Annotated in this window: 23 protein-coding genes; 10 read left to right on the top strand and 13 right to left on the bottom strand. The window is 59.9% G+C overall.

Going from position 1 to position 25181, the window contains the following annotated elements; genetic code table 11:
- The first annotated feature begins 370 nt into the window (after window positions 1-370).
- Entirely contained in the window at window positions 371-637 is a 267-nt protein-coding gene (locus ACRESJ_RS28975; RefSeq protein ID WP_431760938.1) for a hypothetical protein, read from the top strand.
- Between the two features lie 45 nt (window positions 638-682).
- Here ACRESJ_RS28975 and ACRESJ_RS28970 read toward each other — a convergent pair whose 3' ends face one another.
- From ACRESJ_RS28970 to ACRESJ_RS28950, 5 genes are all read right to left on the bottom strand, one after another.
- On the bottom strand, window positions 683-889 hold the full coding sequence (locus ACRESJ_RS28970) for a hypothetical protein (RefSeq protein ID WP_431760937.1): 207 nt from the start codon (window positions 887-889) through the stop codon (window positions 683-685).
- Between the two features lie 198 nt (window positions 890-1087).
- Window positions 1088-1516 carry a hypothetical protein gene (locus ACRESJ_RS28965; protein WP_431760936.1) on the bottom strand — a complete coding sequence of 143 codons (429 nt, stop codon included), beginning with the start codon at window positions 1514-1516 and terminating at the stop codon, window positions 1088-1090.
- A gap of 241 nt (window positions 1517-1757) precedes the next feature.
- Window positions 1758-2171 (bottom strand): VOC family protein, encoded by a 414-nt coding sequence (locus tag ACRESJ_RS28960; protein WP_431760935.1) that lies wholly within the window; start codon window positions 2169-2171, stop codon window positions 1758-1760.
- Window positions 2172-2261: 90 nt separating this feature from the next.
- The gene (locus ACRESJ_RS28955) at window positions 2262-2921 is read right to left on the bottom strand and encodes a TetR/AcrR family transcriptional regulator (RefSeq protein WP_431760934.1); all 660 of its coding nucleotides are present in this window, start codon (window positions 2919-2921) and stop codon (window positions 2262-2264) included.
- Window positions 2908-3759: a 3-hydroxybutyryl-CoA dehydrogenase gene (locus tag ACRESJ_RS28950; RefSeq protein WP_431760933.1), complete on the bottom strand. Its 852-nt coding sequence runs from the start codon at window positions 3757-3759 to the stop codon at window positions 2908-2910. Before ACRESJ_RS28950 ends, ACRESJ_RS28955 begins: the two co-directional genes overlap by 14 nt.
- Window positions 3760-3925: 166 nt before the next feature.
- Here ACRESJ_RS28950 and ACRESJ_RS28945 point away from each other — a divergent pair, with 166 nt between their 5' ends.
- Window positions 3926-4939, top strand: a complete 1014-nt coding sequence (locus ACRESJ_RS28945; protein ID WP_431760932.1) for an AraC family transcriptional regulator — start codon at window positions 3926-3928, stop codon at window positions 4937-4939.
- Window positions 4940-5055: 116 nt separating this feature from the next.
- Complete coding sequence (locus tag ACRESJ_RS28940; protein WP_431760931.1) at window positions 5056-6183, top strand: hypothetical protein; 1128 nt, start codon at window positions 5056-5058, stop codon at window positions 6181-6183.
- Window positions 6184-6338: 155 nt separating this feature from the next.
- On the opposite strand, the gene ACRESJ_RS28935 is transcribed toward ACRESJ_RS28940, so the two are convergent.
- Together ACRESJ_RS28935 and ACRESJ_RS28930 are read right to left on the bottom strand one after the other, a co-directional pair.
- The gene (locus tag ACRESJ_RS28935; RefSeq protein WP_431760930.1) at window positions 6339-7295 is read right to left on the bottom strand and encodes an alpha/beta hydrolase; all 957 of its coding nucleotides are present in this window, start codon (window positions 7293-7295) and stop codon (window positions 6339-6341) included.
- Between the two features lie 117 nt (window positions 7296-7412).
- Window positions 7413-8135 (bottom strand): pirin family protein, encoded by a 723-nt coding sequence (locus tag ACRESJ_RS28930; RefSeq protein WP_431760929.1) that lies wholly within the window; start codon window positions 8133-8135, stop codon window positions 7413-7415.
- A 315-nt stretch (window positions 8136-8450) separates the two neighbouring features.
- Here ACRESJ_RS28930 and ACRESJ_RS28925 point away from each other — a divergent pair, with 315 nt between their 5' ends.
- On the top strand, window positions 8451-9401 hold the full coding sequence (locus ACRESJ_RS28925; protein WP_431760928.1) for a GlxA family transcriptional regulator: 951 nt from the start codon (window positions 8451-8453) through the stop codon (window positions 9399-9401).
- A gap of 702 nt (window positions 9402-10103) precedes the next feature.
- Entirely contained in the window at window positions 10104-11576 is a 1473-nt protein-coding gene (locus tag ACRESJ_RS28920) for an ATP-binding protein (protein WP_431760927.1), read from the top strand.
- On the opposite strand, the gene ACRESJ_RS28915 is transcribed toward ACRESJ_RS28920, so the two are convergent.
- Window positions 11553-14357 carry an ATP-binding protein gene (locus tag ACRESJ_RS28915; RefSeq protein ID WP_431760926.1) on the bottom strand — a complete coding sequence of 935 codons (2805 nt, stop codon included), beginning with the start codon at window positions 14355-14357 and terminating at the stop codon, window positions 11553-11555. The two genes, ACRESJ_RS28920 and ACRESJ_RS28915, sit on opposite strands and share 24 nt — an antisense overlap.
- Window positions 14358-14695: 338 nt before the next feature.
- Here ACRESJ_RS28915 and ACRESJ_RS28910 point away from each other — a divergent pair, with 338 nt between their 5' ends.
- Window positions 14696-15271 (top strand): flavodoxin family protein, encoded by a 576-nt coding sequence (locus tag ACRESJ_RS28910; protein ID WP_431760925.1) that lies wholly within the window; start codon window positions 14696-14698, stop codon window positions 15269-15271.
- A gap of 118 nt (window positions 15272-15389) precedes the next feature.
- Window positions 15390-16412: a response regulator transcription factor gene (locus ACRESJ_RS28905; protein ID WP_431760966.1), complete on the top strand. Its 1023-nt coding sequence runs from the start codon at window positions 15390-15392 to the stop codon at window positions 16410-16412.
- Window positions 16413-16424: 12 nt separating this feature from the next.
- Here the strand turns inward: ACRESJ_RS28905 and ACRESJ_RS28900 are convergent, their stop codons facing one another.
- The gene (locus ACRESJ_RS28900; RefSeq protein ID WP_431760924.1) at window positions 16425-16799 is read right to left on the bottom strand and encodes a DUF6124 family protein; all 375 of its coding nucleotides are present in this window, start codon (window positions 16797-16799) and stop codon (window positions 16425-16427) included.
- 304 nt (window positions 16800-17103) lie between these two features.
- Between ACRESJ_RS28900 and ACRESJ_RS28895 the strand changes: the two genes are divergently transcribed.
- The 3 genes from ACRESJ_RS28895 (at window position 17104) to ACRESJ_RS28885 (ending at window position 21827) form a co-directional block, all read left to right on the top strand.
- Window positions 17104-18945, top strand: a complete 1842-nt coding sequence (locus ACRESJ_RS28895) for an amidohydrolase (RefSeq protein ID WP_431760923.1) — start codon at window positions 17104-17106, stop codon at window positions 18943-18945.
- A gap of 155 nt (window positions 18946-19100) precedes the next feature.
- Entirely contained in the window at window positions 19101-20516 is a 1416-nt protein-coding gene (locus tag ACRESJ_RS28890; protein ID WP_431760922.1) for a purine-cytosine permease family protein, read from the top strand.
- A 192-nt stretch (window positions 20517-20708) separates the two neighbouring features.
- Window positions 20709-21827 (top strand): sterol desaturase family protein, encoded by a 1119-nt coding sequence (locus ACRESJ_RS28885; RefSeq protein ID WP_431760921.1) that lies wholly within the window; start codon window positions 20709-20711, stop codon window positions 21825-21827.
- On the opposite strand, the gene ACRESJ_RS28880 is transcribed toward ACRESJ_RS28885, so the two are convergent.
- The 4 genes from ACRESJ_RS28880 to glyA all read right to left on the bottom strand — a co-directional run.
- On the bottom strand, window positions 21730-22455 hold the full coding sequence (locus ACRESJ_RS28880; RefSeq protein ID WP_431760920.1) for a L,D-transpeptidase family protein: 726 nt from the start codon (window positions 22453-22455) through the stop codon (window positions 21730-21732). The two genes, ACRESJ_RS28885 and ACRESJ_RS28880, sit on opposite strands and share 98 nt — an antisense overlap.
- A complete protein-coding gene (locus ACRESJ_RS28875; protein WP_431760919.1) occupies window positions 22452-23186 on the bottom strand; it encodes a M15 family metallopeptidase in 735 nt (244 codons plus the stop codon). The genes ACRESJ_RS28880 and ACRESJ_RS28875 overlap by 4 nt, the downstream gene beginning before the upstream one ends.
- Window positions 23187-23250: 64 nt before the next feature.
- Window positions 23251-24240, bottom strand: coding sequence for a lipoyl synthase (gene lipA, locus ACRESJ_RS28870; protein WP_431760918.1), 990 nt, complete (start codon window positions 24238-24240; stop codon window positions 23251-23253).
- A gap of 140 nt (window positions 24241-24380) precedes the next feature.
- Window positions 24381-25181: serine hydroxymethyltransferase (gene glyA, locus ACRESJ_RS28865; RefSeq protein WP_431760917.1), on the bottom strand; the 801-nt coding region annotated here is incomplete at its 5' end.

Here is a 25181-nt window from a genome sequence, read left to right as displayed (position 1 = left end):
GGTGTAAGTGGAGCCGTGTAGGAGCTGTCGAGTGCAACGAGGCTGCGATTTTTTGATTATATAAAAGGCAAGATCAAAAGATCGCAGCCTTCGGCAGCTCCTACACAAAGAATGCGTTCATTTGCGATCAAGTCGTACCCCGACCTCAATCATTCATCAACTGCGCAACCCCTTGCGTGATGAACTCCAGGTTGAACAGCATCGATGGGAGCAGGTCTTTGTTGGCCATTGAAAGATCCTCCTTTGAATGAGCAAAACGTAGCAACCCGCACAGGCATTCAAGGCGGCGACTTGCATACCGTATGTCTGTTTCGACGAACCCTGTGAACTTAAGCGACCTCTACCGTAACACGGCCTATGAGTGCTGATCATGAACAGCGATACGAGGGGGCAGGCGTTGGCTGCCTGGCATGAGCTACTGATGAAATGGGAAGTCACAGCCAGTGCTCAGGAGCAGTATGAGCAATTGCTGAGTGTTGCCGACAAGTACCAACGAGCCGGACTTATCAGCGTAGGTGAACGCAACGACTTGATCTTGCAGGCGACCAGGCATTACGCCAGTGCCGTCGAGAGGTTGGGGCAGGACCATGAGCCTGAAAGGCGATCACCGAGCTACCCCGTGCCGGCTCAGCTCTGAGATAGCTGTTGGCCAGCTTGGTATCGATTCCGTGTGCAGCGGCTGTCAGAGAAGATAGCTACCCGCTTGTCCATGAGTGTTTTCCTGCGCTACAGCAACAAGGTGCAGCGGAACCTGGTGTTGATTCTCCAGGGACGGGATCTCGAAACCACCCACGATCTGAAGTTGTCGCTCTTTCAACCCGATCGCCTCCAGTTCTTTTGCCTTGGCCATTCTCGCGTGATTTGCTGCGATTTCATTGAGCGTTGACACGTTACATCTCCGGTGACTGACCAAGCGTTGCGCTGGAGTCCTTAAGCGTTAGTTTGAAGTGCAACCGTGTCAGAATTATGTCGTTCTGTGGCCGCTACGCCCCGCCTGTGCAAGCCGTAAGCCAGACATCGCTGTGTATCGCACCCCAGGTTTCGGTTTGCGACGAAAGGTTGTGCGATGAGGCGCGACGGGAGCAGCTCACTGGTATTTGATGACGATCCCTTTGAGTTTGCGGCCGTTAACGGTCTGCACATCGCGCGCCCACAGCGGCCCGTTCAGATAGGCGCCCACCGGTTGGATATGGTCATAAACCACCACCACCGCATCGCCACCGAGTTTGGCGGCTTCATCTCGCAGTTTCGCTTCGACCTCTGTGATGGGCGGGGCAGGGTCGACGCTGGCGTCGATCAATATTTCACCCAGGCGAACATGTGGACGCAAGGGTTCGCTGCGCAGGACCACGACTTCACTGGGCAGCGTTGGGGCAGGGTGCTCCACGCCAACGTAGGCGGTGGTCTGGGCATCGATACTCGTGCAACCGCCAAGCGTCAGTAAAGTGACGGCAAGCCCGCCAGCCAATAGCGACAACTTGAAACGGGTAGACCAGGACGCGGCATGGGCAGGCATGGTGGGTTCCTCCGGGTGGCTGCCATCTTGACGGTAGCAGACGGATCCGGAGTTGCCAGAAAGCCCAATCATTCAAATTGGGCCTGTTTCATGCGCTTAACATCGTCGAACAGGACGGCTTCTTGTTGAACGATGAATAACCCCCTGTAGGCGCGAGCTTGCTCGCGAAAGACGCAAGAGCGCCGCGTTTATCAAAGTAAATACGCGGTATCGTTAACCACCTTCGCGAGCAAGCTCGCTCCTACAGGTCTTTTTCGCAGTTGACCATCCACGCCACCCCAAAGCGGTCAACCAGCATGCCAAAGCGCGCCGCCCAGAAAGTAGCCTCCAGTGGCATCTCGACTTTGCCGCCAGCAGCCAGCGCGTTAAATACCCGTTCGGCTTCAGCGATGCTGTCGACATTCAGCGAAATCGAGCAGCCGCTCATGCCTGGCGTCGGACGGTCCGGCGTGGTGTCCGAAGCCATGAGCATTTGATCGCCCACTTTCAGGCAGGTATGGATGATTAGAGGGTGATGTTCTTTCGGTACGTGCTCGGCGGCGGGTGTTTCGCCGAACGTCATCATCGCTTCGAGTTTGCCTTGCAGGCATTGCTCATAGAAGGTGAAGGCGGCGCGGCAGTCGCCGTTGAAGATGAGGTAGGGATTGATTTTCATGGTGCTGCTCCCGGTCTGTGAAGGTGCACATCTATTCCGACATCGTTTTGGGCGATGAATTCTGATGAGGCTGACCGGGCAAGCAAAGCGCTAAAACACAGAGGCTGCCTGAGTGTTGTTAGATGTTTTTTCGATAGATCGAGCGATGCTTATTGCCTCAGGTGTACGCCGTGGCGCGAGCAAACGCTCGATAGCGCCGCTCACCAGGCTCTCCAGCAATTCATTGTGCTCGTGTTCATCCAGCGAATGGGTCGTCAGCCAACTCGGCGCGTTATTGAGCAGTGAGGCAATGGCATGACCCGCCGCCAGTTGCCCCGAATCACTGAAGCGCGAGCGGGCGCCAAGCACTTTCAGCAGCGTGCGCTCGTATTGTTCGCGCAACTGTTGAACCCGTGCCTGCTGCTCTTCATTCAGGCAGCCGCTGTCGCGTTCCACCAGGCGAAAATGCCACGGCATTTCGCGATGCAGATTGAGGTGCGCACGGATCAGGCTGTTAAGGCGATCGCGTTTTGCCGGGGCCTTTTGCTGGATGCGCCCCAGTGTCGCCAGCAGCTCTTCGTAGAACTCTTCGATCAGATCCAGCAACAGGTGCTGTTTGCTCGGGTAGTGGTGATACAACGAGCCCGGGGATAGCCCCAGGCACGTCGCGAGTTCACGCATGCCGACCTGACCGAAACCCTTGCAGGCGAACAGCTCCAGCACCTTGTCCCGGTATTCGGCGAAACGTGAACAACGCTCAGGCATAGGCATGGAAGCCGCGCCCCGTTTTGCGCCCCAGGTACCCGGCAGCGACCATTTCCTTGAGTAGCGGCGCCGGGCGATATTTGCTGTCATTGAAGCCGTCGTAGAACGCTTCCAGGATCGCCAGCAGCGTATCGAGACCGATCAGGTCCGCCAGTGCCAACGGGCCAATGGGCTGGTTGCAGCCCAGGCGCATGCCGGCGTCAATGTCTTCGGCGCTCGCCAGACCTTCCTGGAACACCAGGATCGCTTCATTGATCATCGGCACCAGGATCCGGTTGACCACAAACCCAGGACGGTTGCCGGCGGTGATCGCGGTTTTGCCCAGTTTGGTCGCCATGTCCAGCGCCAGGGCGTGGGTGGCATCGTTGGTTTGCAGGCCGCGAATGACTTCGATCAGGCCCATCACCGGCACCGGGTTGAAGAAGTGCAGGCCGATAAAGCGCTCAGGCTGGCTGACACTGGCGGCCAGTTGCGTGATCGACAGCGACGACGTATTGGAAGCGATCACGCACTCGCCGCTGACCTGCGCGGCAATCTGTTGCAGCACTCGCAATTTCAGTTCGAGATTTTCGGTGGCGGCTTCGATCACCAACTGCGCGTCTTGAAGGCTGCTGTAATCGGTGCTGATGCGGATTTTGTCGAGCGCGATGTTCTTTTGCTCAGGCGTCAGGGTTTGCTTGGCGATCTGCCGGTCGAGATTCTTGCCGACCGTTGCGAGGGCTTTTTGCAAAGCGCTTTCGGAGATGTCGATCAAGGTCACGTTAAAGCCGGCCAGCGCACAGACCTGCGCGATGCCGTTGCCCATGGTGCCGGCGCCGATCACGCCAATGTTTTGCAGATTCATGTAGCCGTCCTTCCGATAATCCCTGCGATACCTTCGCCGCCGTGGCGGCCGAAAGCGTACTATTGCCGGCGAGTCTAGAACTGGCAGGGCGGTTGTCCTATGCCGAAACTGTTCAACGGGACTGATGTTTTTTGCCATTTCGGGTGATTGGGAGAGAAGCGTTCACATGCGGGAAAAGGATTCAGTGGCCGCCTACTTCGTGCAGGCAATGATCCACGGGCTGGGGGACGATCCGCAGCGTGTGCGTGCGGTGCTGGAACAGGCTGGCGTCGATCCTGCGGTGATCGGGCAGCCGACAGCGCGGGTGCCGGCCAATGCCTTCGCAGCGTTGTGGCTGATTCAGATCCGTGAACTGGACGACGAGTTCTTCGGCCTGGATTCCCACGGCATGCCACAGGGCGCCTTTGCCCTGATTTGCCGGGCATTGATCCAGGAACCCGATCTGCATAAAGCCATGCGCCAATGCCTGGCCAACTTCGCCCTGTTCCTGCGCGACTTTCGCGGCACGCTGACCGTACGCGGCAAACGGGCGGTGATCAGCCTGGACACTCATTCGCACGACACCGATGCCAGTCGTTACGGCGAAGAAACGTTTTTGGTGCTGATGATCAGTTTGCTGTGTTGGCTGGGCGGTCGGCGTATCCCCATCGACCGAGCGGATTTTCGCCATGAACGACTGTCCCTGAGCGATGACCGTCTGCTTTGGGGGCCCAACCTGACCTTTGGTGCCGAGCGTACTGAAATCGAGTTCGCCAGCCACTTCCTTCGATTGCCGGTGGTCCAGGACCTGGCCTCGCTTAAAGTGTTCCTGCGCACCGCGCCGCAATGGCTGGTGATCCGTTTTCGCAACCAGCACGGCCTGGCCTCGCAAGTGCACCAGCGCTTGCGCAACAGCCATTACAGCCTATGGCCAACGTTGCAGGCCTTTGCCCTTGAACAGCACCTTAGCCCCAGCACCTTCCGCCGCAAGCTGGAGCGAGAAGGCTGTTCCTATCAGGAAATCAAGGACGAAGTGCGTCGCGCAGTGGCCTTCGAGCAACTTCGCGAGAGCCGGGCAAGCATCAGCGACATTGCCGAACACTTGGGCTTTCAGGAGCCCAGTGCGTTTCACCGGGCGTTCAAGAAGTGGACGGGGGAGAGCCCGGGGCGGTATCGGGCGCGGTATCAGGGAGGGCAGTAGGAAGGGTCTGTCAGATGCGACTGATTCTTGGCTGGTCTGATGTTTTTGGCACGGTCGGGCTGTACATTCGGCATTCGCATTCTCTGTTCAATGCCGTTGGAACAAGGACTCTGTGCATGGAAATGGAACCCCTCGACGTGGCCGATCTGAAAAAAACAGCAACCCCTTCCACACCAAACCACTATGAACAGTTGAGCCGCGGCCTGTCCTGGCTGAATGACCGCGCCTGGCCATTGGGCGGAAGTATTTTGCTTATCGCCGGGATTTATTTGTTCCAGTACATCCAGGTAGAAAAAATACCTTTGAGTATTACTTCTTCCGCCGTCATCGCTGCTTTACCGGCGATGTTTGCAATGCTGGTGTTCGTGATTGCGATGTTGGGGGCGTTAATCGTAATGCCGGTATTCATCATCTTTCATCGATTGAATAAGTCCGGCGAGCGACTGAGTGATCACTTGAACTTTGATCAGGGCAAGCCTGAGCTGACTACTCTTCATCGGCGCCTGGTGTTGCATTGGGGCTACGGGCTTCTGTTGTTGGGCGCCTTCGTATGGCTGATCGGCGCCCTCGCTTCGTACGACCTGAACCATGGATGGTGGATCGTTCTCCAAGTGGCGCTGGGGATACTCACGCTGTTCGGTCATGCCTGGATCATCACGCGCGTAGTGAAAACCAAAGTCTCAAGCGAATTCTGGTTTGCCTGCGGGATGTCTGCACTCGTCCAGTGGCTGGCGATCCTCAATGTCACGGTGGTTGTGTCGCGTAGCGTCAGCGAGTTTGTGAATGATGTCTGGTGGTTTATGCCGCTCATGTTTCTGGAGCTGGTTGTGCTGTGGCTGATCCAGATGGCGGGCGCGTATTTTGTTGTGGTCATGCGTCGTCATGAGCACCCGGTCGCGCACGCTGCGCTAGTCGGGATGGCGGTGATTTTCGCAGTGGGACTTATCCCTCAGGCAAGTGCAAAGCTGGCGGGAGTCACTTTGCAAATACCCTCTTCCGGTGCTCGCAATTGCACGGTCATGACATGGGCACCAGACGCCCAACTGTTGGCGACGATCAAAGATCCAGACAATTCTGGAGTGAGTATTCGATTGCGACTTCTTGCTGAAGCCGATGGCATGTACATCGTGCGGCCCTGGCGGTCAGAGGACAAAGCGGTGCAATTTGTACCTCGCCCCAGCGTGACGGGTATCGATGAGTGCCCACGCGAGCTGAAAACAGCGGAAATCGCCGCGACAAATTGAAATACCCACCAAGGCTAATGCCATCCCTGGATCGTGGGTTGTCGCACATTTGTAGGAGCTGACGAGTGCAACGAGGCTGCGATCTTTTGATCTTGAAAGGCAACATCAAAAGATCGCAGCCTGCGGCAGCTCCTACAGGGATCTTCTTCGCTTTCTCAAGAATCCCGCGGTCCACGAACCATCGCCGGGCCGGCCATCTGTGGCGGCTTGGCTTTCATCAAACCCTCGATTGCCTGGCGATACTGGTTGCCGCCCAGGCTCATGCTGTTGTTATGCGTACCACCCGGTATCAGCAACAGGCGCTTGGGCGGGTTGGCCGCATTGAACAACTGCTGGCTGAATCGCGACGGCATGAACTGATCGGCCAGGCCATGCACCACCAACAGCGGCATGTCGATGTCGACGATCTTGTCGATGGAGTCGAACTTCTGTGACAGCAGCCAGCGTACCGGCAGCCAGGTTACCGGCAGGTTGTTGTCGGCGACTTCCGCCACCGCGTCGCCAAGTGAGGTGAAAGTGGACTCGATGACCAGGCCGCGTACCGGAACCGCCTCATGGTTCTTTTTTGCCTGCGCGGCCAGGTCTGCTGCCAGATCGATGGCCACCGCGCCACCCAGTGAGTGCCCGTAGATCAAGCGCTTGCCGGCATCCGGTTGCATCACTGTGAAGCGCTCCCAAGCTGCTCGGGCGTCTTCGTAAACGCTCGCTTCAGAGGGTAATTCGCCTTTGCTTTGGCCAAATCCTCGGTAATCGATTGCCAACACCGAATAGCCCATGGCGCGCAATTGCTCGATGCGGAATGCCTGGCCGGTAAGGTTCCAGCGCACGCCGTGCAGGTAGAGGATCGAGGGTGCATCGCGCCGGGCCGCCGGCCACCACCAAGCATGCAGGTTTTGTCCGGCTTTGAAACTTGCAGGCTTGATGTCGAACTCATGAACGTCCTGCGGCAAACCGCGATACCAGCCGGCAGTGCCCGGTTCGATGCGAAACAGCAGTTCGCGCTCTTTGTACTGGAGTGCGCCGCAACCCACCGGCAGGCCGACGACCAACGTGGCCATGCACAGCAGCGGCAGCCAGCGTCGGTGCAGTCGAATAAGAAGGGTAGAGCGCATCGGGGGCATCCGCGCAGACAAACATGAAGTTCGCGTTTTAGCAGATGCGCCCCCGGAGTGGGGAAAATTACGACTTGTGGGAGCGCGTTTGCTCCCACAGTTTTTTTATATCGACGGTTATGGCATTTCAGGCAACTCTTGCGCCCGCAAGTCGAACACCAACACTTCGGCATCGACGCCGTTGCTCAAGGTCAGCACCTGTTCCTTGCGAACCCGCACACCGTCACCTTCCTGCAATTGCATGCCGTTGAGTTCAACGCTGCCCCGGGCCACATGCACATAGGCGTAGCGGTCGGCAGCCAGCTCAAGGGTCGCGCTTTCCTTGCCGTCGATCAGGCCGGCATACACCCGTGCATCCTGGCGCACCTTCAACGACCCCTTGGCGCCGTCGGGGGAGATGATCAGCTGCAAGTGACCGCGTTTTTTCTGCGGGCTGAAGTGCTCTTGCTGATAGCGCGGCTTGGCGCCGCTGACTTCAGGCACGATCCAGATTTGCAGAAAGTGCACCGGCCGGGAATCCGAGTGGTTGTATTCGCTGTGGGCCACGCCGCTGCCGGCGCTCATCAGTTGTACGTCGCCGGGGCGAATGACCGAACCGGTGCCCAGGGTGTCCTTGTGTTCCAGCGCGCCTTCGAGCACATAGGAAAAAATCTCCATGTCGCGATGGGGGTGCTGGCCGAAGCCTTTACCGGCCGCGACACGGTCATCGTTGATCACCAACAGGTCGGAAAAACCCTGTTCTTTCGGGTTGCGGTAATTGGCGAAGGAAAAGGTGTGGAACGACTTCAACCAGCCATGGTTAGCCATGCCACGATCAGAAGCTTTGCGAAGGGTCAGCATGATGGAATCTCCTGTGGGGACGTTGATTCGTCCGAGTGAGGAGAAGGTTAATGGTTACTTGCTGGTGCAATAAGTAGGTGAAAATTGAATCACTGTCTCACTCAGGTTGACAGTAATCTCTGCCACGCTGCCACAACACTCCTGCATAATGCACAACCCCTGTAGGAGCGAAGCTCGCTCGCGAAGGAGGTAAACGATTACACGGTCTGCCTGAATAAACGCGTTGTCCAAACGTTTTTCGCGAGCAAGCTTCGCTCCTACAAAAGATTCGATGTCAGTCAGCAATCTCCTTTTGATCACAGTGATATCCAACCCATGAAAACCGTGGCAATGGTGCTGTTCCCCGACTTTCTCCTGCTCGACATGGCCGGGCCCATGGAGGTGTTTTCCATCGCCAATCGGTACCTCAAACCCGATAACCACTATGTGTTGACGACCATCGGCACCGAGCCCGGCGCGCTGCGGGCATCCAACGGCGTGAGCGTGCACGCCGATCTGCACATCGATCAGGCCTGTGACGGTTATGACCTGCTGCTGGTGCCTGGCGGACCTGGGGCCTACAACGAAAAACATCCGTCGTTGCTCGCCTGGCTCAAACACAACGTTGGTCGGTCCGCCAGTTATGGCTCGATCTGCACCGGCGCGTTTGTACTCGGGCACGCGGGTTTGCTCGACGGTTATCGCGTCACGACCCACTGGCACTACACCGAGCGCCTCATCAAGGGGTTTCCAAAGGCAATGGTCGAGACCGACCAGATCTTCATTCAGGACCGCAACCTGATCACTTCCGGCGGCGTCACCGCCGGGATCGATCTGGCGCTGGCGATCGTGGCGCAGGACCATGGCAAAAAAGTCGCCCAGGATGTGGCCAAGGTGTTGCTGGTGGTGATGAAGCGCCAGGGCGGCCAAGCACAGTTCAGCCCGCTGATGGCGGCGGTTGCCCCCCACGAAACCGCCATCACTCGCGTGCAGAACCACGTGCTCGAACACCTCGACGAACCCTTCACCATCGAACGCATGGCCAGCCTGGCAACCATGAGTGCCCGTCACTTCGCCAGGGTTTTCGCCCGGGAAGTGAACATGACCCCCATGGAGTTCCTGCAAAACGCACGCATCGACTGCGCCAGGAACCTGCTGGAAACCACGGAGCTGCCGCTCAAGACCGTGGCCTTCAAAAGCGGCTTCGGCAGCGTGCGGCACATGCGCTTTCTGTTTGGGGAGAAGCTTGGGCTGACGCCGGTTCAGTATCGTGAGCAGTTCAGTTAATCGTTTTGAGGAATATCTTTCTAAATATTGAATGTTTAGAAGGCTGTGAGTTAATGCCGATCAGTTAAGCAATGAAGATCACCTGTAGGAGCTGGCTTGTCGGGTCGCCGCATCGCAGCGATGGCGGCCTGACAGACACCTGTGCAGTGGCTGCCTAACCGCTATCGCCAGCAAGCCGGCCCCTACGGATTTGTGTCGTGCCCATCATCTCCAAGCACCCGCAACCCTGTGGGAGCTGGCTTGCCGGCGATGGCGGCCTGACAGACACCTGTGCAGTGACTGTTTAACCGCTATCGCCAGTAAGCCGGCTCCTACGGATTTGTGTCGTACTCATCATTACCAAAATCCCGCAATCCTGTGGGAGCTGGCTTGCCAGCGATGGCGGCCTGATAGACACCTGTGCAGTGACTGTTTAACCGCTATCGTCAGTAAGCCGGCTCCTACGGATTTGTGACGTATCCATCATCAACAAGCATCCGCAATCCTGTGGAGCTGGCTTGCCAGCGATGGTGGCCTGGTGTGGCTCCATTTGAAGAAACCCACCTAACCCATGTCCGTCACGCGCATCGTTATGGCCGTGACGCTCCCCCTGTGGCAGTTGTACCGTCGCCAAGGCCTGCCAAGATAGCCGTGAATTCATTGCATGGAAGGTACGGAGCCTGGACGGACTCGCGTGCCGAGCAGACTCCCGGTGGGTAAAGCATGAATAGCCTAAGAGAATTAAACAGCGACACGGTGCTGCGTTTTGGTCCCTATGCGTTCCACCTCAATCAGCGACTGGTCCTGGAAGGCGATCAGCCGCTGCGCTTGGGCGGGCGGGCGTTGGATATCTTGCAGGTGTTGGTCGAGCACGCAGGCTCGGTGGTCAGCAAGGAAAACCTGATAGCCCAGGTCTGGCCAAAAACCGTCGTCGAGGAAATCAATCTGCGCGTGCACGTTGCCGCCCTGCGGCGAGCGCTTCGTGACGGGCAGGACGGGCATTGCTATATCACCACCATTCCCCAGCGCGGCTACAGTTTTGTCGCTTCGGTGCAGACGGCATCGCAGGGGGCACCGATCCCGTTCGAGAGTCTGCGCAAAACCCAACACAATTTGCCGGCGCGGTTGACCCCGGTCACCGGACGCGATGCGGTGGTGGGCAGTCTGGTGCGACAGCTGCCGGTGCGGCGTTTCATGACCCTGGTTGGGCCGTGCGGTATCGGCAAGACCACGGTGGCCTTGCGGGTGGCCGAGCTGTTACTGCAGCACTATCGCGATGGCGTGTGGCTGGTGGACCTGGCGATGATCGACGACCCGGCGCAGGTGGTTGATCACCTGACGCGCACCCTTGGGCTGGAAGTCGGTACGACTCTGGATGCGTTGGGGTCATGGCATGCGCTGTTGGTGCTCGATAATTGCGAACACCTGTTGGAGCGCTGCCGGGCGTTGATTGAAACGCTGCTGATCTCGGCGCCTCGCTTGTCGATTCTGGTGACCAGCCGAGAACCGCTGTTGGCTACCGGTGAAACCCTGCTGCCATTGCCGCCGCTGGTGGTCCCGCCCGCGTCGGCGCTGCGCAGCATCGACGAGTTCATGGGCTATTCGGCGGTGCAATTGTTTGTCAATCGTGCCCGGGGGTGCCAGCAAGGTTTTGCCTTGCGCGAACAGGACCTCAAGGTCGTGCGTGAAATCTGTCGTCGGCTGGATGGCTTGCCGTTGGCGATCGAGCTGGCGGCGGCGCAGATCGATGCGCTGGCGCTGGTGGGGTTACAGTCTCAATTGGACAATTGTTTTCAACTGCTGACCCAGGGCCGGCGCACTGCCGTGCCCCGGCACCAGACCCTCAAGGCTGCGCTCGACTGGAGTTATGAACGGCTGAGCCCGCAGGAGCAAACCGTGTTGCAGCGTCTGGCGGTGTTCAAATCGGCGTTCACCCTGGACGCGGCCAGGGGCGTGGTCAGTTGCGCCACGCTGCAACCCGCGAGCTTTACCAGCGTGATGGACAGTCTTGTGCTCAAGTCACTGTTGTCGCTGGAACAGTCCAATGGCGTGAGTCGCTTCCGCTTCCTCAACACCACGCGCAGCTATGCCTTGGAAAAACTTGAGCACAGTGGCGCGTTGCGCACGTTTGAAATGCGATATGCCGGTTACATCAGCCATACGCCTCGATCTTCAGGTCGACAGGTGGCCCTGTAGCTCGTCGAGCAAGCGCCGAACAGTCCTCAGGTCCGGCGTGGCGTGACCTTCGGTGAAGCGCTGATAGATCGGCGCCAGCAACGTATGCGCTTGACGCACGCGCCCCTGGCGTTGCCAAAGCCGCGCCAGCGAAGTGGCGCTGCGCAGCTCGAAGGTCAACGCGCCCTGGGACTTCGCCACGTTGATTGCTTTGATCAATACGTTTTCGGCGGTGCAGTCTTTCACCGGGCAATTGGCCGTCAGCAGCGCATCGGCGCGGGCTCGCAGAATCTCCGCCGTGCTCCAGCCTGCTGCACCGGTGTCGGCGCGTCGCAGCAAATCGTCATCGACGAACGCGGGATCCAGGGTGACCATGATTTCCTTGATCAGGCCGACCGCCGGCCGTGGTGCCGGCTGCGCGTCGGCGCTGTCGATGACTTGCGCATAGTGTTGCGCCCAGGTGTGGAATAACTGAACCGAGTGTTTCTGTGCCTGTTCCAGCAGCAGTCGCAACAAATCCCGAGCGGTGCGGGTGTTGCCGTTGTAATGGGCGATCAGGCAACCGGAGAGTGCCAAGGTGTAGCAAATGGACGTGCCGTGATTGATCTGCAGCGCGATGTCCAGTGCTTGCCGCGCCGTGCGCCAGGCCTGTTCCGGTTGCCCCTGCATCCAGAGGATGCGCGCCAGGATGGTCAGGGCGGCCACGCTCTGATCGTATTGCACGCCAAAGCCATGGGTGAAACGGTTGAGATGGCCGTTATGCGCCATGCGCTGGATCACTTCTTCGGCACTCATCCTGGCCCGTTGCTGATCCCCTGCAAAATGCAGGGTCAACACCCGCAAGCGATGCATGCTCAGCGACAGGACCGGTTCGCCGTCCAACCCCAGCCGGTCAAATTGCTGACTTTGCTCCAGGGCCATTTGATAGTTGCCGCAACTGAGGTTGACGGCCAGGTGGCCGGAGACGGCGCGCAGCTCTCCGATGACGTCTTTGCAATCTCTGGCCAGGGCTCGGGCGGTGACAAACGCGCCAATGGTTTCAGCGCTGCCACCCTGGGCGTGGTAACAGGCGCTGCCAAGGGCCAGCTTCAGGGACATTTTCAGCTGTGTGCAGGGCTCGGGGGCGGCATCAAGCAAGGCCAGGGCCTTGCGCACATAACCGCCGTGCTCCTTGAGCAACGACAGTTCCTGCCAGAGCGGTGTGGACGCCGCGGTCAGGCGGATCGCCAACATCCGCGGCCCCCGTGTTGACAATCCCCAATCGAGGGCTGCGCGAATATCTTCCAGGCTGCGGGCATAACGTTCGATCCACAGGCGGGTCGGGATGTGCTCCCAGTCGCTCTGCGCCTGCTGCATCACCGTCAGGCAGCGTTCGACGTGGCGTTCGCGGGTGCCAGGCAACTCGTTGGACTGTTCCAGTTTTTCCAGCGCATAGCTGCGGGTGGTGTCGAGCAAACGGTAGAACACCTCTTCGTCGCCGACGTCCACGTTGAGCAGCGATTTGGCCACCAGCTGCGTGATCGAGCCAAACACCTCCCGGGGTTCGATGTGTTCGCCGACAATCACCGCCGCCGCCGACGCCAGGGTGAAGCCACCACGGAATACACCCAGTCGACGCAAGCAGGTTTGTTCGCAGGTGCTGAGCAGTTTGAAGCTCCAGTCCAGCGTGGCGTGCAGCGTGTGATGTCGGCCGAGTGTCGTCTGGCTCTCGTGGGTGAGCAGGCGAAAACTGTCTTGCAGTTGTGTGAGCAAACCGTCGAGACCAAGGTTGGCGACCTGCGCCGCCGCCAGTTCCAGGGCCAGTGGGATGCCGTCGAGGCGACGGCAGATGTCGATCACCAGTGGTAGTTCGGCATCGTTCAATTCGAAGCTGTCGTGGCTGGCCATGGCGCGCTCGACGAACAATTGCAACGCGGAAAAGCTCAGGGACTGGGCGCGGTCCAGCACGGCAATGGGGGGAGGGCAGTCCAGCGAATCCAGGCGCTGCACGAATTCGCCTTCGGCCCTCAGGCTTTCGCGGCTGGTGGCCAGGATGTGCACTTGCGGCGCGGCACGCAACAGGCTTTCACACAGCAGGGCAACGGTGTCGATCAGGTGTTCACAGTTGTCGATCACCAGCAGCATCTGCCGCTCGCGCAGGAAGGTCGAGAGGCTGCTCATTGGCTCGTTGTCATGCAGGGACAGATCAAGCAACGTCGCCAGATGACCGGTAATCATCAACGGGTCATTAATGGGCGCCAGGTCGAGCAGACGAATGCCATCGCGGTAGTGGCCGATCAGTTGCTCGGCAACGCGCAGGGCAACGGTGGTCTTGCCGATGCCGCCGGGGCCGAGCAGGGTGATGAAGCGCTGGCGCGGCAGTTGCGCCACCAGATTGTCGACCAATGTCTGGCGGCCGATCAGGCGCGTGTGGCGCAAGGGCAGGTTGTGGCCGCTAGAAACCTTCGGGTCGCAGGCCGGATGTTGCTCGACGTGCTCCAGCGAGTAGGGCGCGACGAAGCTGTACCCGCGCTGAGCGACGGTGACGATGTAGCGCTGGCCGGCCTGACCATCGCCGAGGGCTTTGCGCAGTGCCGCCATGTGCACCCGCAGATTGATTTCTTCCACCACGCTGTCGGGCCAGATTTGGGCGATCAGGTGCTGTTTGCTGACCACGTTTCCCGCGTGTTTCAACAGGATCAACAGGATGTCCATGGCCCGTCGACCCAGGCGCAGAGGCTGGTCGGCCTCCATGACCAGGCGCTGTCCGGGGTAGATCCTGTAGGGGCCGAAATGCACAGCCTGTTCGGGTGGAAAGGTCAACGCTTCACTCCTGCCTGCATCCGTCTAGTTCGCGTTTTCCGAGCATATTCCTCAGGTTTTTTCGTCTGCGCAATGTGCTGGCCGGATGACTTCGCGGTGCCGGTCTCGACTGCGGCGTTTCGCGACCCGTTGACGCTCCCGTGTTTACTGGGCGCGGCGCAGAGAAGGGCGCTGCAGAGGCTTTTAGCGCACCCTGAAAAATTAACAACGTTTAACTCGTCCTGCGTTCTCTATACACCAAAACTCCAGCTTTGTAGGAGCTGCCGCAGGCTGCGATCTTTTGATCGAGAGATCGTCCGCGGCAGCTAAAGGAGTTAACTCGTCTGAAGGACACCAGAATGAGCAACGTGGTGGTGGTCTATCACAGTGGCTACGGGCATACCCGGGTCATGGCCGAAGCCGTGGCCGACGGTGTACAACGCTACCCCGGCAGCACCTGTCGCCTGATAGCGGTCCAGGACGTCGACGAACACTGGGACCGCCTGCACCAGGCCGACGCGATCATTTTCGGCGCACCGACCTACATGGGCAGCGCCTCAGCGGACTTCAAGGGGTTCATGGACGCTACGGCATCGTTCTACCTGGCGCAACCGTGGCGCGACAAGCTCGCGGCCGGTTTCACCAATTCCGGTTGCCTGTGCGGTGACAAGCTCAACACCTTGCTGCAAATGGCCGTGTTCGCCGCCCAGCATTCGATGATCTGGGTCGGGCTCGACGTACTGCCCGCGCGCTCCGCTACCGGGGAGTTCGATGGGCAGCTCAATCGCCTCGGCAGCTCGCTGGGCGCCATGGCCCAGTCGAATGTCGAACAGTCCCCGCAACAGGCGCCGCCCGCCGAGGATTGCCGTACCGCTGCACAGCTGGGAGAGCGAGTGGCGCGGCTGGCTGCGCGGATGGGGCGGGGCGCTGATTGATCACGATCTAAAAGCCGCGCATTGCAGGCAAGCAGCCATTGCCATGGCCCTGTGGACGCCATCGCAGCGCCTGTGGCATCGTCCGCCCGATAACCGTGCAGCGAACAGGATCGATACGATGGTGGAGGGTAACAAGGTCGGCGACGCAACGTCGTTGGCCACGCTGCAAGCGTTCAACCGTTGCGTGTTGCAGCTGGGACGTCTGGCGCGGGAGCGGGGCGCTGCCGAGTTCATCGCTGACGGTCTGCATGCATTGCGCCAACTGGTGCCTTTCGCATCGGCGTGGTGGGGCGAGATGTCCGCCTCGGTCGCCAGCGCGCCTCCGCAGAGCTGGATGCACGGGCGTATCGACCTGCCGGATGCCTTCGCCGCCGATTGGCAGAAAAGCGCCGGTGGCGACAGGTTTTCCCACGACACCCTGAGCCAACCCGGCGAGGTCATCCGCGACAGCGGTTTCACCGACCCCGATGCCGAAGTGGACGCGTTCGCCCGGCGCTACGATCTCTACCATCCCATGTGTATCACCTTCGAGCTGCCGGAAAGCGGCTTGATGTTTTTCGTCTGTCTCTACCGTGGTGCCCAGGTATCGGGGTTCAGCGACGGCGAGGCAGCGCTGTTTTCGGCGTTCTGCGATCACCTGTTGCAGCTGTGGCGGTTTCAGGTGCAAGACATGATCCGTGTCGACACCGGCAACGAAGCCTGCGACTTCGGCGTTGCGCGCCAGGATGGCGGGCTGCTCTACGTCGGTGCCGGGTTGTGTGCCGTGATCCAGCGAGAACTGCCCGGCTGGAACGGTTCCACCCTGCCCGCCGAAGTCATCGCACAGTTATCCAAGGCACCTTGCGTCATGCGCCTGGGGCGCTCGGCTCTGACCCTGACACCGAACGCCGAACACGTGATCCTGTCGCTGCAAACCCAACCGCGCGGCGCGGTGCTGGCGCCTCGGGAACGGACGGTCGCCATGCTGTTCGCGCAGGGTCACTCCTACAAGGAGATCGCCAGAATCCTGTCCCTGAGCCCGGCCACCGTGCGCACTTATCTGCGCAACTGTTATTTGCAGCTTGGCGTGAAGAGCAAGGTGGAACTGGGTTCGCTCCTGCGCTCGCCGCATCCGTTGGCACAGACCGAACGACGCCATTGAGTGAAACCAGGCCTATATCCGTTGTGGCGCGCCCAGATTGTCCAGCGCCCGACTCACCGCCAGTTCTCCCAGCATGATCACCTGTTGCAGGGCCAGCATCGTCTTGCGGTGTGTGCCTTCCAGGGTGCTGGAAAATTCGTTGGCCAACACGCTCGCCGATGCCAGCGACTCACAGGCGTAGGCCAGCAACGTTTCATTGTTGATGCCAGGCGCAACGACAAAGAGGGTGCCGGGCGCGTGGGTGTCGGTCATGTCGGGAGCGGACGGTTTCAGATAATGATCCAGGGCACGATTGACTGCGTGGTGCAGTTTTCGTGATGGGGTGGAGACGTAGGGCGCCGTGCTTTCTACTTCTGATCCGCAGTGGAGGTCGGTGAGCTTGGACATGGTGAATCTCCGTCGAATGTTTTGAGCTGCCACGCTAACCCTCGCGCTTCCGACGGCCAACCTTAAAAACACGTCGGATGCTTCCGGGTTTTTCGGCAGGTTTTCAACGTGTCTAAACGCCGAATAGCTGTTGCTTAAACGTCATTCGATATCCCGATCGAAGCTGCCCACTCATTGCCTCACCCTCCTCATCTGCAGAGGTCCATCGGAACGCCGCGCTCTATAGGGTATGCCCTGCATATCAAGGGCTTGCGCGACAGTGTGTTCGGGCCACTTCAAAACTATAAAAACAGAGGTGAGGCAATTGAAATTGTCCAGGTTGTTTATCGCCGTTGCCGGTGCAACGGCCGTTTCCTGCGTGGGGCTGGTGGGGTGTCAGTCCCAGGGGACTACAGGCGCTGACACGGTCATGCGAAACGGCTACGTGTACACCGTCGACGGCAAAAATTCGGTGCAGCAGGCGGTGGCGGTCAAGGACGGCAGGATTGTGTATGTCGGCAGCGACGAAGGTGCAGCCTCGTACATTGGCACGCAGACGCAACTGATCGATCTGGCAGGGCGCATGTTGATGCCAGGCTTTATCGATGCGCACATGCATCCGGGGGATGGCGGCCGTGCCATGACCTTGTGCGACCTGAAATACCAGACCATGACCCGCAAAGTCTTCCAGGAAACCATCCAGGCCTGCCTGGATGCCGAAAAGGACAAGGGGCCTGACGTCTGGCTGGAAGTCGGCAGCTGGGATCGCATGGGCATGCACGGCCTGGACGGCGATCCGGACAAGTCGACCCTCGATGCGCTCAAGACCCAGCGTCCGATCCAGGTACGTTCCACCGACTTCCACACTGTGCTGGTCAACTCCCGTGGCCTGGCGGTGGCGGGGATCAACAAGCACACGGCTGACCCCGGCGATGGCAAATACGCGCGCGACAGTGCCGGCAACCCAACCGGGATCTGCGAGGACGGCGCGGCCGATACCATGGCCGCCGTGGTGCCGCCGGCTACCGATGCCGAGAAATTGATTCAGAGCCGCGCCGCCCTCGACGCCATGCGCCAGCAAGGCATCACCAGTTTCTTCGATGCCATGTCGGGGCCGGAGAATGGCAAGGCGTTCACCACGCTTGCGCAATCGGGTGAGTTGACCGCCCGGGCCTTGTTGGCCATCAAGCTCGACCCAGCCGCCGCAGCCGCCGACCCGGACAAAACCATCGCCGAGGCCAAGGCGCTGGCCAGCCTTTACGACCAAGGCGAGGCCAAAGTCGCACCAGGTGTGAACATGCGCCACGTCAAGCTGTTCATGGACGGCATCATCAACGCACCGGCCGACACCGGCGCCATGCTGACGCCGTACCTGCACAACGCCGGAACCGAAAAGACGCCGAAATGGACGCCGGGCAAGAATCGCGGCGAGTTGTATTTTCCGCCGCAAGTACTTGATCCACTGCTGTTGAAAGCCGTGCAGGCCGGTTTCGATCCGCACCTGCATGCCACCGGTGACCGCGCGGTGCGTGATTCCCTCGATGGCATCGAGTACGTGCGCAAGCAATTGCCGGGCAACGCATTCCGCCCAACCATCACCCACGCCGAATCGGTGGACCCCGCCGACTACGGGCGCTTCAAGGCCCTGGACGTGACCGCCAACATGTCTTTCCAGTGGGCACAGCAGGCACCGTCCACGATCGACGGCACCAGCGATCACCTGGGTGTCGCGCGTTTTGCCCGAATGGAGCCGTCGGGCAGCATCGCCCGTGCTGGCGGCCGCGTTGCTTATGGCAGCGATTGGCCGGTCGACCCGCTGGATGAGTTTTTGGCGCTGAAGATCGGCGTCACCCGTTCGGGCGATCCGCAGAACCCGCACAGCTATGGTCCCAACTATGCAGGCAGGCTCAACGCCGATCCGGCGCTGTCCCGTGCCGATGTGCTGCGCACCATTACCCTCAATGCCGCCGAGCAGTTGAAGCTGGATGCGGTGGTCGGCTCGGTAGAAGTGGGCAAGTTCGCCGACCTGATTGTGCTGGAGAAGAACTTCATGCAGGTGCCGGAGGACGAGTTGGGCCGCAACAGCGTGTTGATGACGGTGGTCGGCGGCAAGGTGGTGTGGGCCAAGGCGCCGTTTGTGGGGCAGGTGGCCTCGAACAAACAATAAAAACCGGATAGACGCAGTCCATGTGGGAGCTAGCCTGCTAGCGATGACGGCATGACAGTCAACATTGATATCGACTGACACGACGCCATCGCTAGCAGGCTAGCTCCCACAATGGAGATGGGTGATGTCTGATATTTTCCAAGAGAACAAAAACAATGACCAAGATCACCGATAGTCCACAACGAAGTTCCCTGATCGAGTCCCGCTCGATCGATTTCATCCCTGAGGCCGAGCGTCATGGCAGCCTCTATAGCCAGTTCACCCTGTGGCTGGGCGCCAACCTGCAGATCACCGCGATCGTCACCGGCGCCCTGGCCGTGGTGCTCGGTGGCGATGTGTTCTGGTCACTCATCGGTTTGCTGATCGGCCAGGTACTGGGCGGCGCGGTGGTGGCGCTGCACGCGGCGCAAGGGCCGAAACTCGGCTTGCCGCAGATGATCTCCAGCCGCGTGCAGTTCGGGGTGTACGGCGCGGCCATCCCGATTGTGCTGGTGTGCCTGATGTACCTCGGCTTCAGCGCCACCGGCGCGGTACTGTCGGGGCAGGCGATTGCCCAGTTGATCAGTGTCAGCGACAGCGTCGGTATTATGATTTTCGCCGCCTGCATCGCCTTGCTGACGATGTTCGGTTACCGGGTGATCCACCTGGTCGGGCGGGTGGCCAGCGTGCTCGGCGTCATCGCCTTCGTGTATTTGTTTGCCCGGCTGATCGAGCTCAACGACATCGGCCTGTTACTGGAAAATCGCCACTTTGCCTGGAGCACGTTCCTGCTGGCGGTCTCGCTTTCCGCTTCCTGGCAGATCGCCTTCGGCCCCTATGTGGCGGACTATTCGCGCTACCTGCCGAGCAAGACGTCATCGTGGAAAACCTTCGCCGCCGTCGGTCTTGGCACGGTGCTGGGGGCTCAGGCTTCGATGGTACTGGGGGTGTTTGCCGCAGCATTGGCGGGGGTGAATTTCCGTGGTCATGAAGTGGCGACCATCGTTGGCCTGGGCAGTACCGGGGTCATGGCCTCGTTGCTGTACCTGAGCATAGTGTTCGGCAAGGTCACGGTGTCGACCCTCAATGCCTATGGCAGCTTCATGTGCATCGCCACCATCATCAGCGGTTTTCGCCGTCGCCTGGAAATCACTGCAGCCCAGCGCATGCTGTTTGTGCTGGTGATTGTCGCGGCGTCCACCACGCTGGCGCTGTTGGGGCAGCATTCGTTCCTCAACAGCTTCAAGTACTTCATCCTGTTTCTGCTGACGTTCTTCACGCCCTGGAGTGCGATCAACCTGGTGGATTACTACTTCGTCAACAAGGAGCGTTACGACATCCCGGCGTTGTCTGATCCGGCGGGGCGCTATGGTCGCTGGAACCTGCTGGGGATCGGCGTCTACGTCGTCGGCGTGCTGGTCCAGCTGCCGTTCGTCGACACCCATTTCTATTCCGGAGCAATGGTTGCGCAGCTCGGCGGCGTGGACATCTCCTGGATCGTGGGCTTGGTGGTGCCAGGGCTTCTGTATTTCCTGCTGGCCAGGACGTCGGCACGGGTTTCGCCAGTTGTCGAAGTTCAAAGACCTGAATAAGATACATCCGCAATAGCGTCTGCACTCGGTGGTACGGCGGAAACCGAGAAGGCGTGAGTGCACAGTTCCTTTAACTGTGCACTTGGGTGTGCTGAACGGATGTTGGTCGGAAATGGACTGGTCCCTCCCCATGGTTTCACCCGTTTCCCAACTGGCCGACAACGCTCTACCTTCGAGAGGGGGCAGCCGTTCATGGATGTTCTCGTTTTGTTCTACCAGTACCTGTTCCGGTGGGTGATTGCACCTGTCAGCGAGCAGTTCCTGGGTTTGTTCGACTTCAATGGCCGCCTCTGCGTGGCCTTCCTTTTGACGTCCTATGGCGTTGCCTATGGCTTGTTCCGATTCAGGCAAGCCCGGGGGCTGACCGACGCACAATCGTTCTGGCAGTTCATCGGCGGCAGCGGCGTGCATTTGCATCCCTCGGCGCTGCTCGACTATCGCTATTACTTTGTGCGCGCCATTCTCAAGGTCATGCTGGTGGTGCCCATCGTCGGCCTGGTGGATCCCTACGTGCTGGGCTCGGGCGACTACATCCGCTTTTTCACCCAGCTCTGGGGTGCGCGGGTGCAGGTGGAAGAGCACCTGGTGCTGACCTTGGTCTACGGGCTTGGCGTGTTCCTGGTGCAGGATTTCATCCATTACTGGGCCCACCGCGCCTACCATTCGCGCTACCTGTGGGCGTTCCACAAAGTCCATCATTCGGCACCGGTGCTCGTTCCGGCGACGGCCAGTCGCGTGCATTTCCTCGAGAAAATGGTCGAGCGGTTGATCGACCTGGTCTTCATCAGCGCCTTTGCCGGCATCTTCTGGTACGCCTGCGGTGGGGAAATCAGCCGCTATACGCTATTCGGCGTGACCTACATCGTGTTCATCCTCAACGCGCTGGCGGCCAATCTACGGCACAGCCATGTCTGGCTGTCGTTTGGCCCTGTGGTCGAGCATGTGCTGAACAGCCCGGCGCAGCACCAGATTCACCACAGCGACGCTGTCCGGCACTACAACAAGAATTTTGGCGTCAACCTGTCACTCTGGGACTGGATGTTCGGCACGCTGTACGTCACGCAATCGAAACCCGAAGCCATCCGGTTCGGCACCGGTGAAGCTGACCATGAGCGTTATTTGACCCTCTCTAGCCTGATTGTGACGCCCTTTGTGGAGACCGCCCGCAAGCTGCGTCAGCTGAAGCGCCCGCAGGCCAAGGCAAAGGCGTTGATCAGCGCTCGGGGAGTTGCCAGCGCTCACGCAACTGCTCGTATTGCGCCTCGGGCAACTGCACCAGCCGCGGGGACTGGCGCGGGTCAAGCCAGCTGAGCAAGCGTGCGATGTCCGCCGGGGCCATGGCGGTACAGCCACGGGTTGGCGTCGTGGGGCCTCGCCAGATGTGGAAGAAGATGCAGGAACCGGCGGCGGGGGATGCGGGGGTGTTGTGTTCGATGAAAATGCCCTGACGGTATAAATCATCCTTGCGCCGCATCTGTTCGGCGCTGTTCCAGTCCTTGACGATCACGGCGCTGTCGACCAGTTGGTTGTAGCGTGCGTTCGGGCCGTCATCCACGCATTCGATGTTGGGCGTCAGCTCAAGGTAGGGCAGGCGGGTGTCGGCTTTGGCGTCATAACCAAACGCGGTGCCCAGTTTGAAGATCCCGGCCGGCGCCTTTCCATCGCCTTCCTGTTTGACCGGACCTTGTTGTTGCCCAGGATTGTCGAGTCCCTTGCCCCAGCCCATTCCGTTCTTGCCAAGCACCACCGCAAACGGCGGTTCGAATTTCTCGAAGCTGTCGCCATGCCGTTCATAACGCTGGGCGATGCCCTGGATGTCATCCCAGTTTTTGCTGGTGACCACAATCAGCTGGCGGCTGTCGTCCAGTCCTTGCGCCATAGTTGTTGCGCCGGGCAGCGACAGCACCAGCAACGTCACGGCTCTGATCAAACGATTCATGGCGCTAACGGTGTAATGGGGAAGTCCATGACGTCCGGCTTCTGCGCATTCCCGCTGTACGTGAAGTGCCACCACTCGGCCGAATAACCCACAAAGCCTTCCTTGGCCATGGCACTGGTCAGCCGCTGGCGATTGGCTTTGGCCGTGGCGTTGATCAGCGTCGAGTCGGTGTGCGCCCGCTCGTCGAAGCAATCGAAACCGGTGCCCATGTCGAGGGCACCGTCGCGCCAGCGTTGGCCGTAAGGGGCGGTGCAATCCGTAGGAGTGGCCGAAGGTATCCAGGTGTCGGCGGGCAGGGCGTCGGAACTGTTCAGGGTCAGGTCGACGGTGTTGCCCCGGGAGTGATTGGACACCCGGGCCACATAACCCAGGCGCCAGAAGTCCTGCTTGTCGACCCGTGGATAGAACTCGGTCTTGAGCGGGTCGCCGGGTTGGCTGGCGAATCGGCCCATGTCCGCCACCGCGCGGGTCGGGCGATAGCAGTCGAATACCTTCAAGCCATAGCCTTGCGCACTCAGCGCCGTTTGTACCCGGGCAAGGGCCTGGGCGGCATCCCGTGACAGCAGACATTCGGCGGCTTCGTAACCGTCCAGCGGATGGCCGGTGAAGTTATGGACGCTGGCATAGCGAATATCTTGCTCGATACCGGGATCGATCGTGCGCAAGTACACCATGTGCTCAGGCGGCGGTTCGGCGCTGGCGCCACATGACACGAGGATGCACGGGAGCATGAAGCGGGATCGAGCGGCAAAGAACATCGCAATGGGCCTCGGCAGGGCATGACAAGTCATCCCACTATGGCTTGAAACCCTCTGCACCTCCATGAAGTTGTTGATCGGCATGGTAGGACGAGCGCACCAGCGGGCCTGAGGCGACATTCTTGAAGCCCATGCGTGTGCCTTCTTCGGCGAACCAGGCAAAGGTGTCCGGATGCACGAAACGCTGCACCGGCAAGTGGCTGCGCGACGGTTGCAGGTACTGACCGAGGGTGAGCATGTCGATATCGTGCTCGCGCATGCGTTGCATGACGGCGATGACTTCCTCGTCGGTTTCACCCAGGCCCAGCATCAGGCCGGATTTGGTCGGTACCTGTGGCACACGTTGCTTGAAGTTCTGCAGCAGATCCAGCGACCACTCGAAATCCGAGCCGGGCCGTGCGGCCTTATACAAACGCGGCACGGTTTCGAGGTTGTGGTTGAACACATCAGGCGGCTCGGATGCCGTGATTGCCAGGGCGACGTCCATGCGCCCGCGATAGTCCGGCACCAGGGTTTCCAGTTGAATGCCCGGCGACAGTTTGCGGATTTCTCGCAGGCAATCGACAAAGTGCTGTGCACCGCCATCGCGCAAGTCGTCGCGATCCACCGAGGTGATCACCACGTACTTCAAACGCAACTCGGCAATGGCCACGGCCAAATTGGTCGGTTCATTGACGTCCAGCGGTTTCGGTCGCCCGTGGCCCACGTCACAGAACGGGCAGCGGCGGGTGCAGATGTCGCCCATGATCATGAAGGTCGCGGTGCCACCGGAAAAACACTCCCCCAGATTGGGGCAGGACGCTTCCTCGCACACACTGTGCAGCTTGTGTTTGCGCAGCAGTTGCTTGATACGGTCGACTTCGGGAGAGATCGGCATGCGCACCCGGATCCAGTCCGGTTTGCGCGGGAATTCTTCGGTGGGAATGATCTTGACCGGAATCCGCGCAACTTTTTCTGCGCCGCGCAGTTTGGTGCCGACTTCTATTTTGGCCGGGAGGGTGCCGGGCGATTCGACAATGGCATTCATGATGCTTTCCTTGTGCAATAGCGCAGAACCTGTGGGAGCTGGCTTGCCAGCGATGAGGCCGTCTCAGTCGATATTAATGTCGACTGACGTGCCGCCATCGCTAGCAGGCTAGCTCCCACAGGGGGGCTGTGTGGTGCAGGTCAGTCGCGGTAGACCGGGAAGTCGCTGCACATCGCGGCAGCCTGCCGGGCAACCTGCGCCTCGACATCGGCATCGCCAAGGTGATCGAGGATGTCGCAAATCCAGCCTGCCAACTCGATGCTCTGGGCTTCCTTGAAACCACGGCTGGTGATCGCCGGCGTACCAATGCGCAGCCCGGAGGTCACGAATGGCGATTGCGGATCGTTGGGCACGGCGTTCTTGTTCACGGTGATGCCTGCACGACCGAGCGCCGCGTCGGCGTCCTTGCCGGTCAGGCCCTGACGGATCAGGCTGACCAGGAACAGGTGGTTGTCGGTGCCACCGGAGACCACGTCATAACCGCGGTCGATAAAGACTTGCGCCATGGCCTGGGCGTTGCGGATCACCTGCGCCTGATACGTCTTGAATGCCGGCTCCAGCGCTTCCTTGAAACACACAGCCTTGGCCGCGATCACGTGCATCAACGGACCACCCTGACCACCGGGGAATACGGCCGCGTTGAGTTTTTTCTCTAGTTCAGGATTGGCCTTGGCCAGGATCAGGCCACCACGGGGGCCGCGCAGGGTCTTGTGGGTCGTGGTGGTGACCACGTCGGCATACGGCAGCGGATTGGGATACAGACCGGTGGCCACCAGCCCGGCGACGTGGGCCATGTCGACGAAGAAGTAAGCACCGACCTTGTCGGCGATCTGGCGGAAACGCGGAAAGTCCAGGGTCTTCGAATACGCGGAGAACCCGGCGATGATCATTTTCGGTTTGTGCTCGACAGCCAGGCGTTCGACTTCGTCGTAGTCGATCAG

The sequence above is a fragment of the Pseudomonas sp. genome (assembly GCF_050739655.1).
In the GTDB taxonomy this organism is placed as follows: Bacteria; Pseudomonadota; Gammaproteobacteria; order Pseudomonadales; family Pseudomonadaceae; genus Aquipseudomonas.
Note: the sequence above shows the minus strand (reverse complement) of the source record. Positions and strands in the feature narration are given on the sequence as shown.

Excerpts from the sequence above, each read along its gene's own strand:
- ACRESJ_RS28975 (WP_431760938.1), top strand. The coding sequence starts at position 371 with ATGAACAGCGATACGAGGGGGCAGGCGTTGGCTGCCTGGCATGAGCTA.
- ACRESJ_RS28965 (WP_431760936.1), bottom strand. The coding sequence starts at position 1,516 with ATGCCTGCCCATGCCGCGTCCTGGTCTACCCGTTTCAAGTTGTCGCTA.
- ACRESJ_RS28960 (WP_431760935.1), bottom strand. The coding sequence starts at position 2,171 with ATGAAAATCAATCCCTACCTCATCTTCAACGGCGACTGCCGCGCCGCC.
- ACRESJ_RS28955 (WP_431760934.1), bottom strand. The coding sequence starts at position 2,921 with ATGCCTATGCCTGAGCGTTGTTCACGTTTCGCCGAATACCGGGACAAG.
- ACRESJ_RS28950 (WP_431760933.1), bottom strand. The coding sequence starts at position 3,759 with ATGAATCTGCAAAACATTGGCGTGATCGGCGCCGGCACCATGGGCAAC.
- ACRESJ_RS28945 (WP_431760932.1), top strand. The coding sequence starts at position 3,926 with ATGCGGGAAAAGGATTCAGTGGCCGCCTACTTCGTGCAGGCAATGATC.
- ACRESJ_RS28940 (WP_431760931.1), top strand. The coding sequence starts at position 5,056 with ATGGAAATGGAACCCCTCGACGTGGCCGATCTGAAAAAAACAGCAACC.
- ACRESJ_RS28935 (WP_431760930.1), bottom strand. The coding sequence starts at position 7,295 with ATGCGCTCTACCCTTCTTATTCGACTGCACCGACGCTGGCTGCCGCTG.
- ACRESJ_RS28930 (WP_431760929.1), bottom strand. The coding sequence starts at position 8,135 with ATGCTGACCCTTCGCAAAGCTTCTGATCGTGGCATGGCTAACCATGGC.
- ACRESJ_RS28925 (WP_431760928.1), top strand. The coding sequence starts at position 8,451 with ATGAAAACCGTGGCAATGGTGCTGTTCCCCGACTTTCTCCTGCTCGAC.
- ACRESJ_RS28920 (WP_431760927.1), top strand. The coding sequence starts at position 10,104 with ATGAATAGCCTAAGAGAATTAAACAGCGACACGGTGCTGCGTTTTGGT.
- ACRESJ_RS28910 (WP_431760925.1), top strand. The coding sequence starts at position 14,696 with ATGAGCAACGTGGTGGTGGTCTATCACAGTGGCTACGGGCATACCCGG.
- ACRESJ_RS28905 (WP_431760966.1), top strand. The coding sequence starts at position 15,390 with ATGGTGGAGGGTAACAAGGTCGGCGACGCAACGTCGTTGGCCACGCTG.
- ACRESJ_RS28900 (WP_431760924.1), bottom strand. The coding sequence starts at position 16,799 with ATGTCCAAGCTCACCGACCTCCACTGCGGATCAGAAGTAGAAAGCACG.
- ACRESJ_RS28890 (WP_431760922.1), top strand. The coding sequence starts at position 19,101 with ATGACCAAGATCACCGATAGTCCACAACGAAGTTCCCTGATCGAGTCC.
- ACRESJ_RS28885 (WP_431760921.1), top strand. The coding sequence starts at position 20,709 with ATGGATGTTCTCGTTTTGTTCTACCAGTACCTGTTCCGGTGGGTGATT.
- ACRESJ_RS28880 (WP_431760920.1), bottom strand. The coding sequence starts at position 22,455 with ATGAATCGTTTGATCAGAGCCGTGACGTTGCTGGTGCTGTCGCTGCCC.
- ACRESJ_RS28875 (WP_431760919.1), bottom strand. The coding sequence starts at position 23,186 with ATGCTCCCGTGCATCCTCGTGTCATGTGGCGCCAGCGCCGAACCGCCG.
- lipA (WP_431760918.1), bottom strand. The coding sequence starts at position 24,240 with ATGAATGCCATTGTCGAATCGCCCGGCACCCTCCCGGCCAAAATAGAA.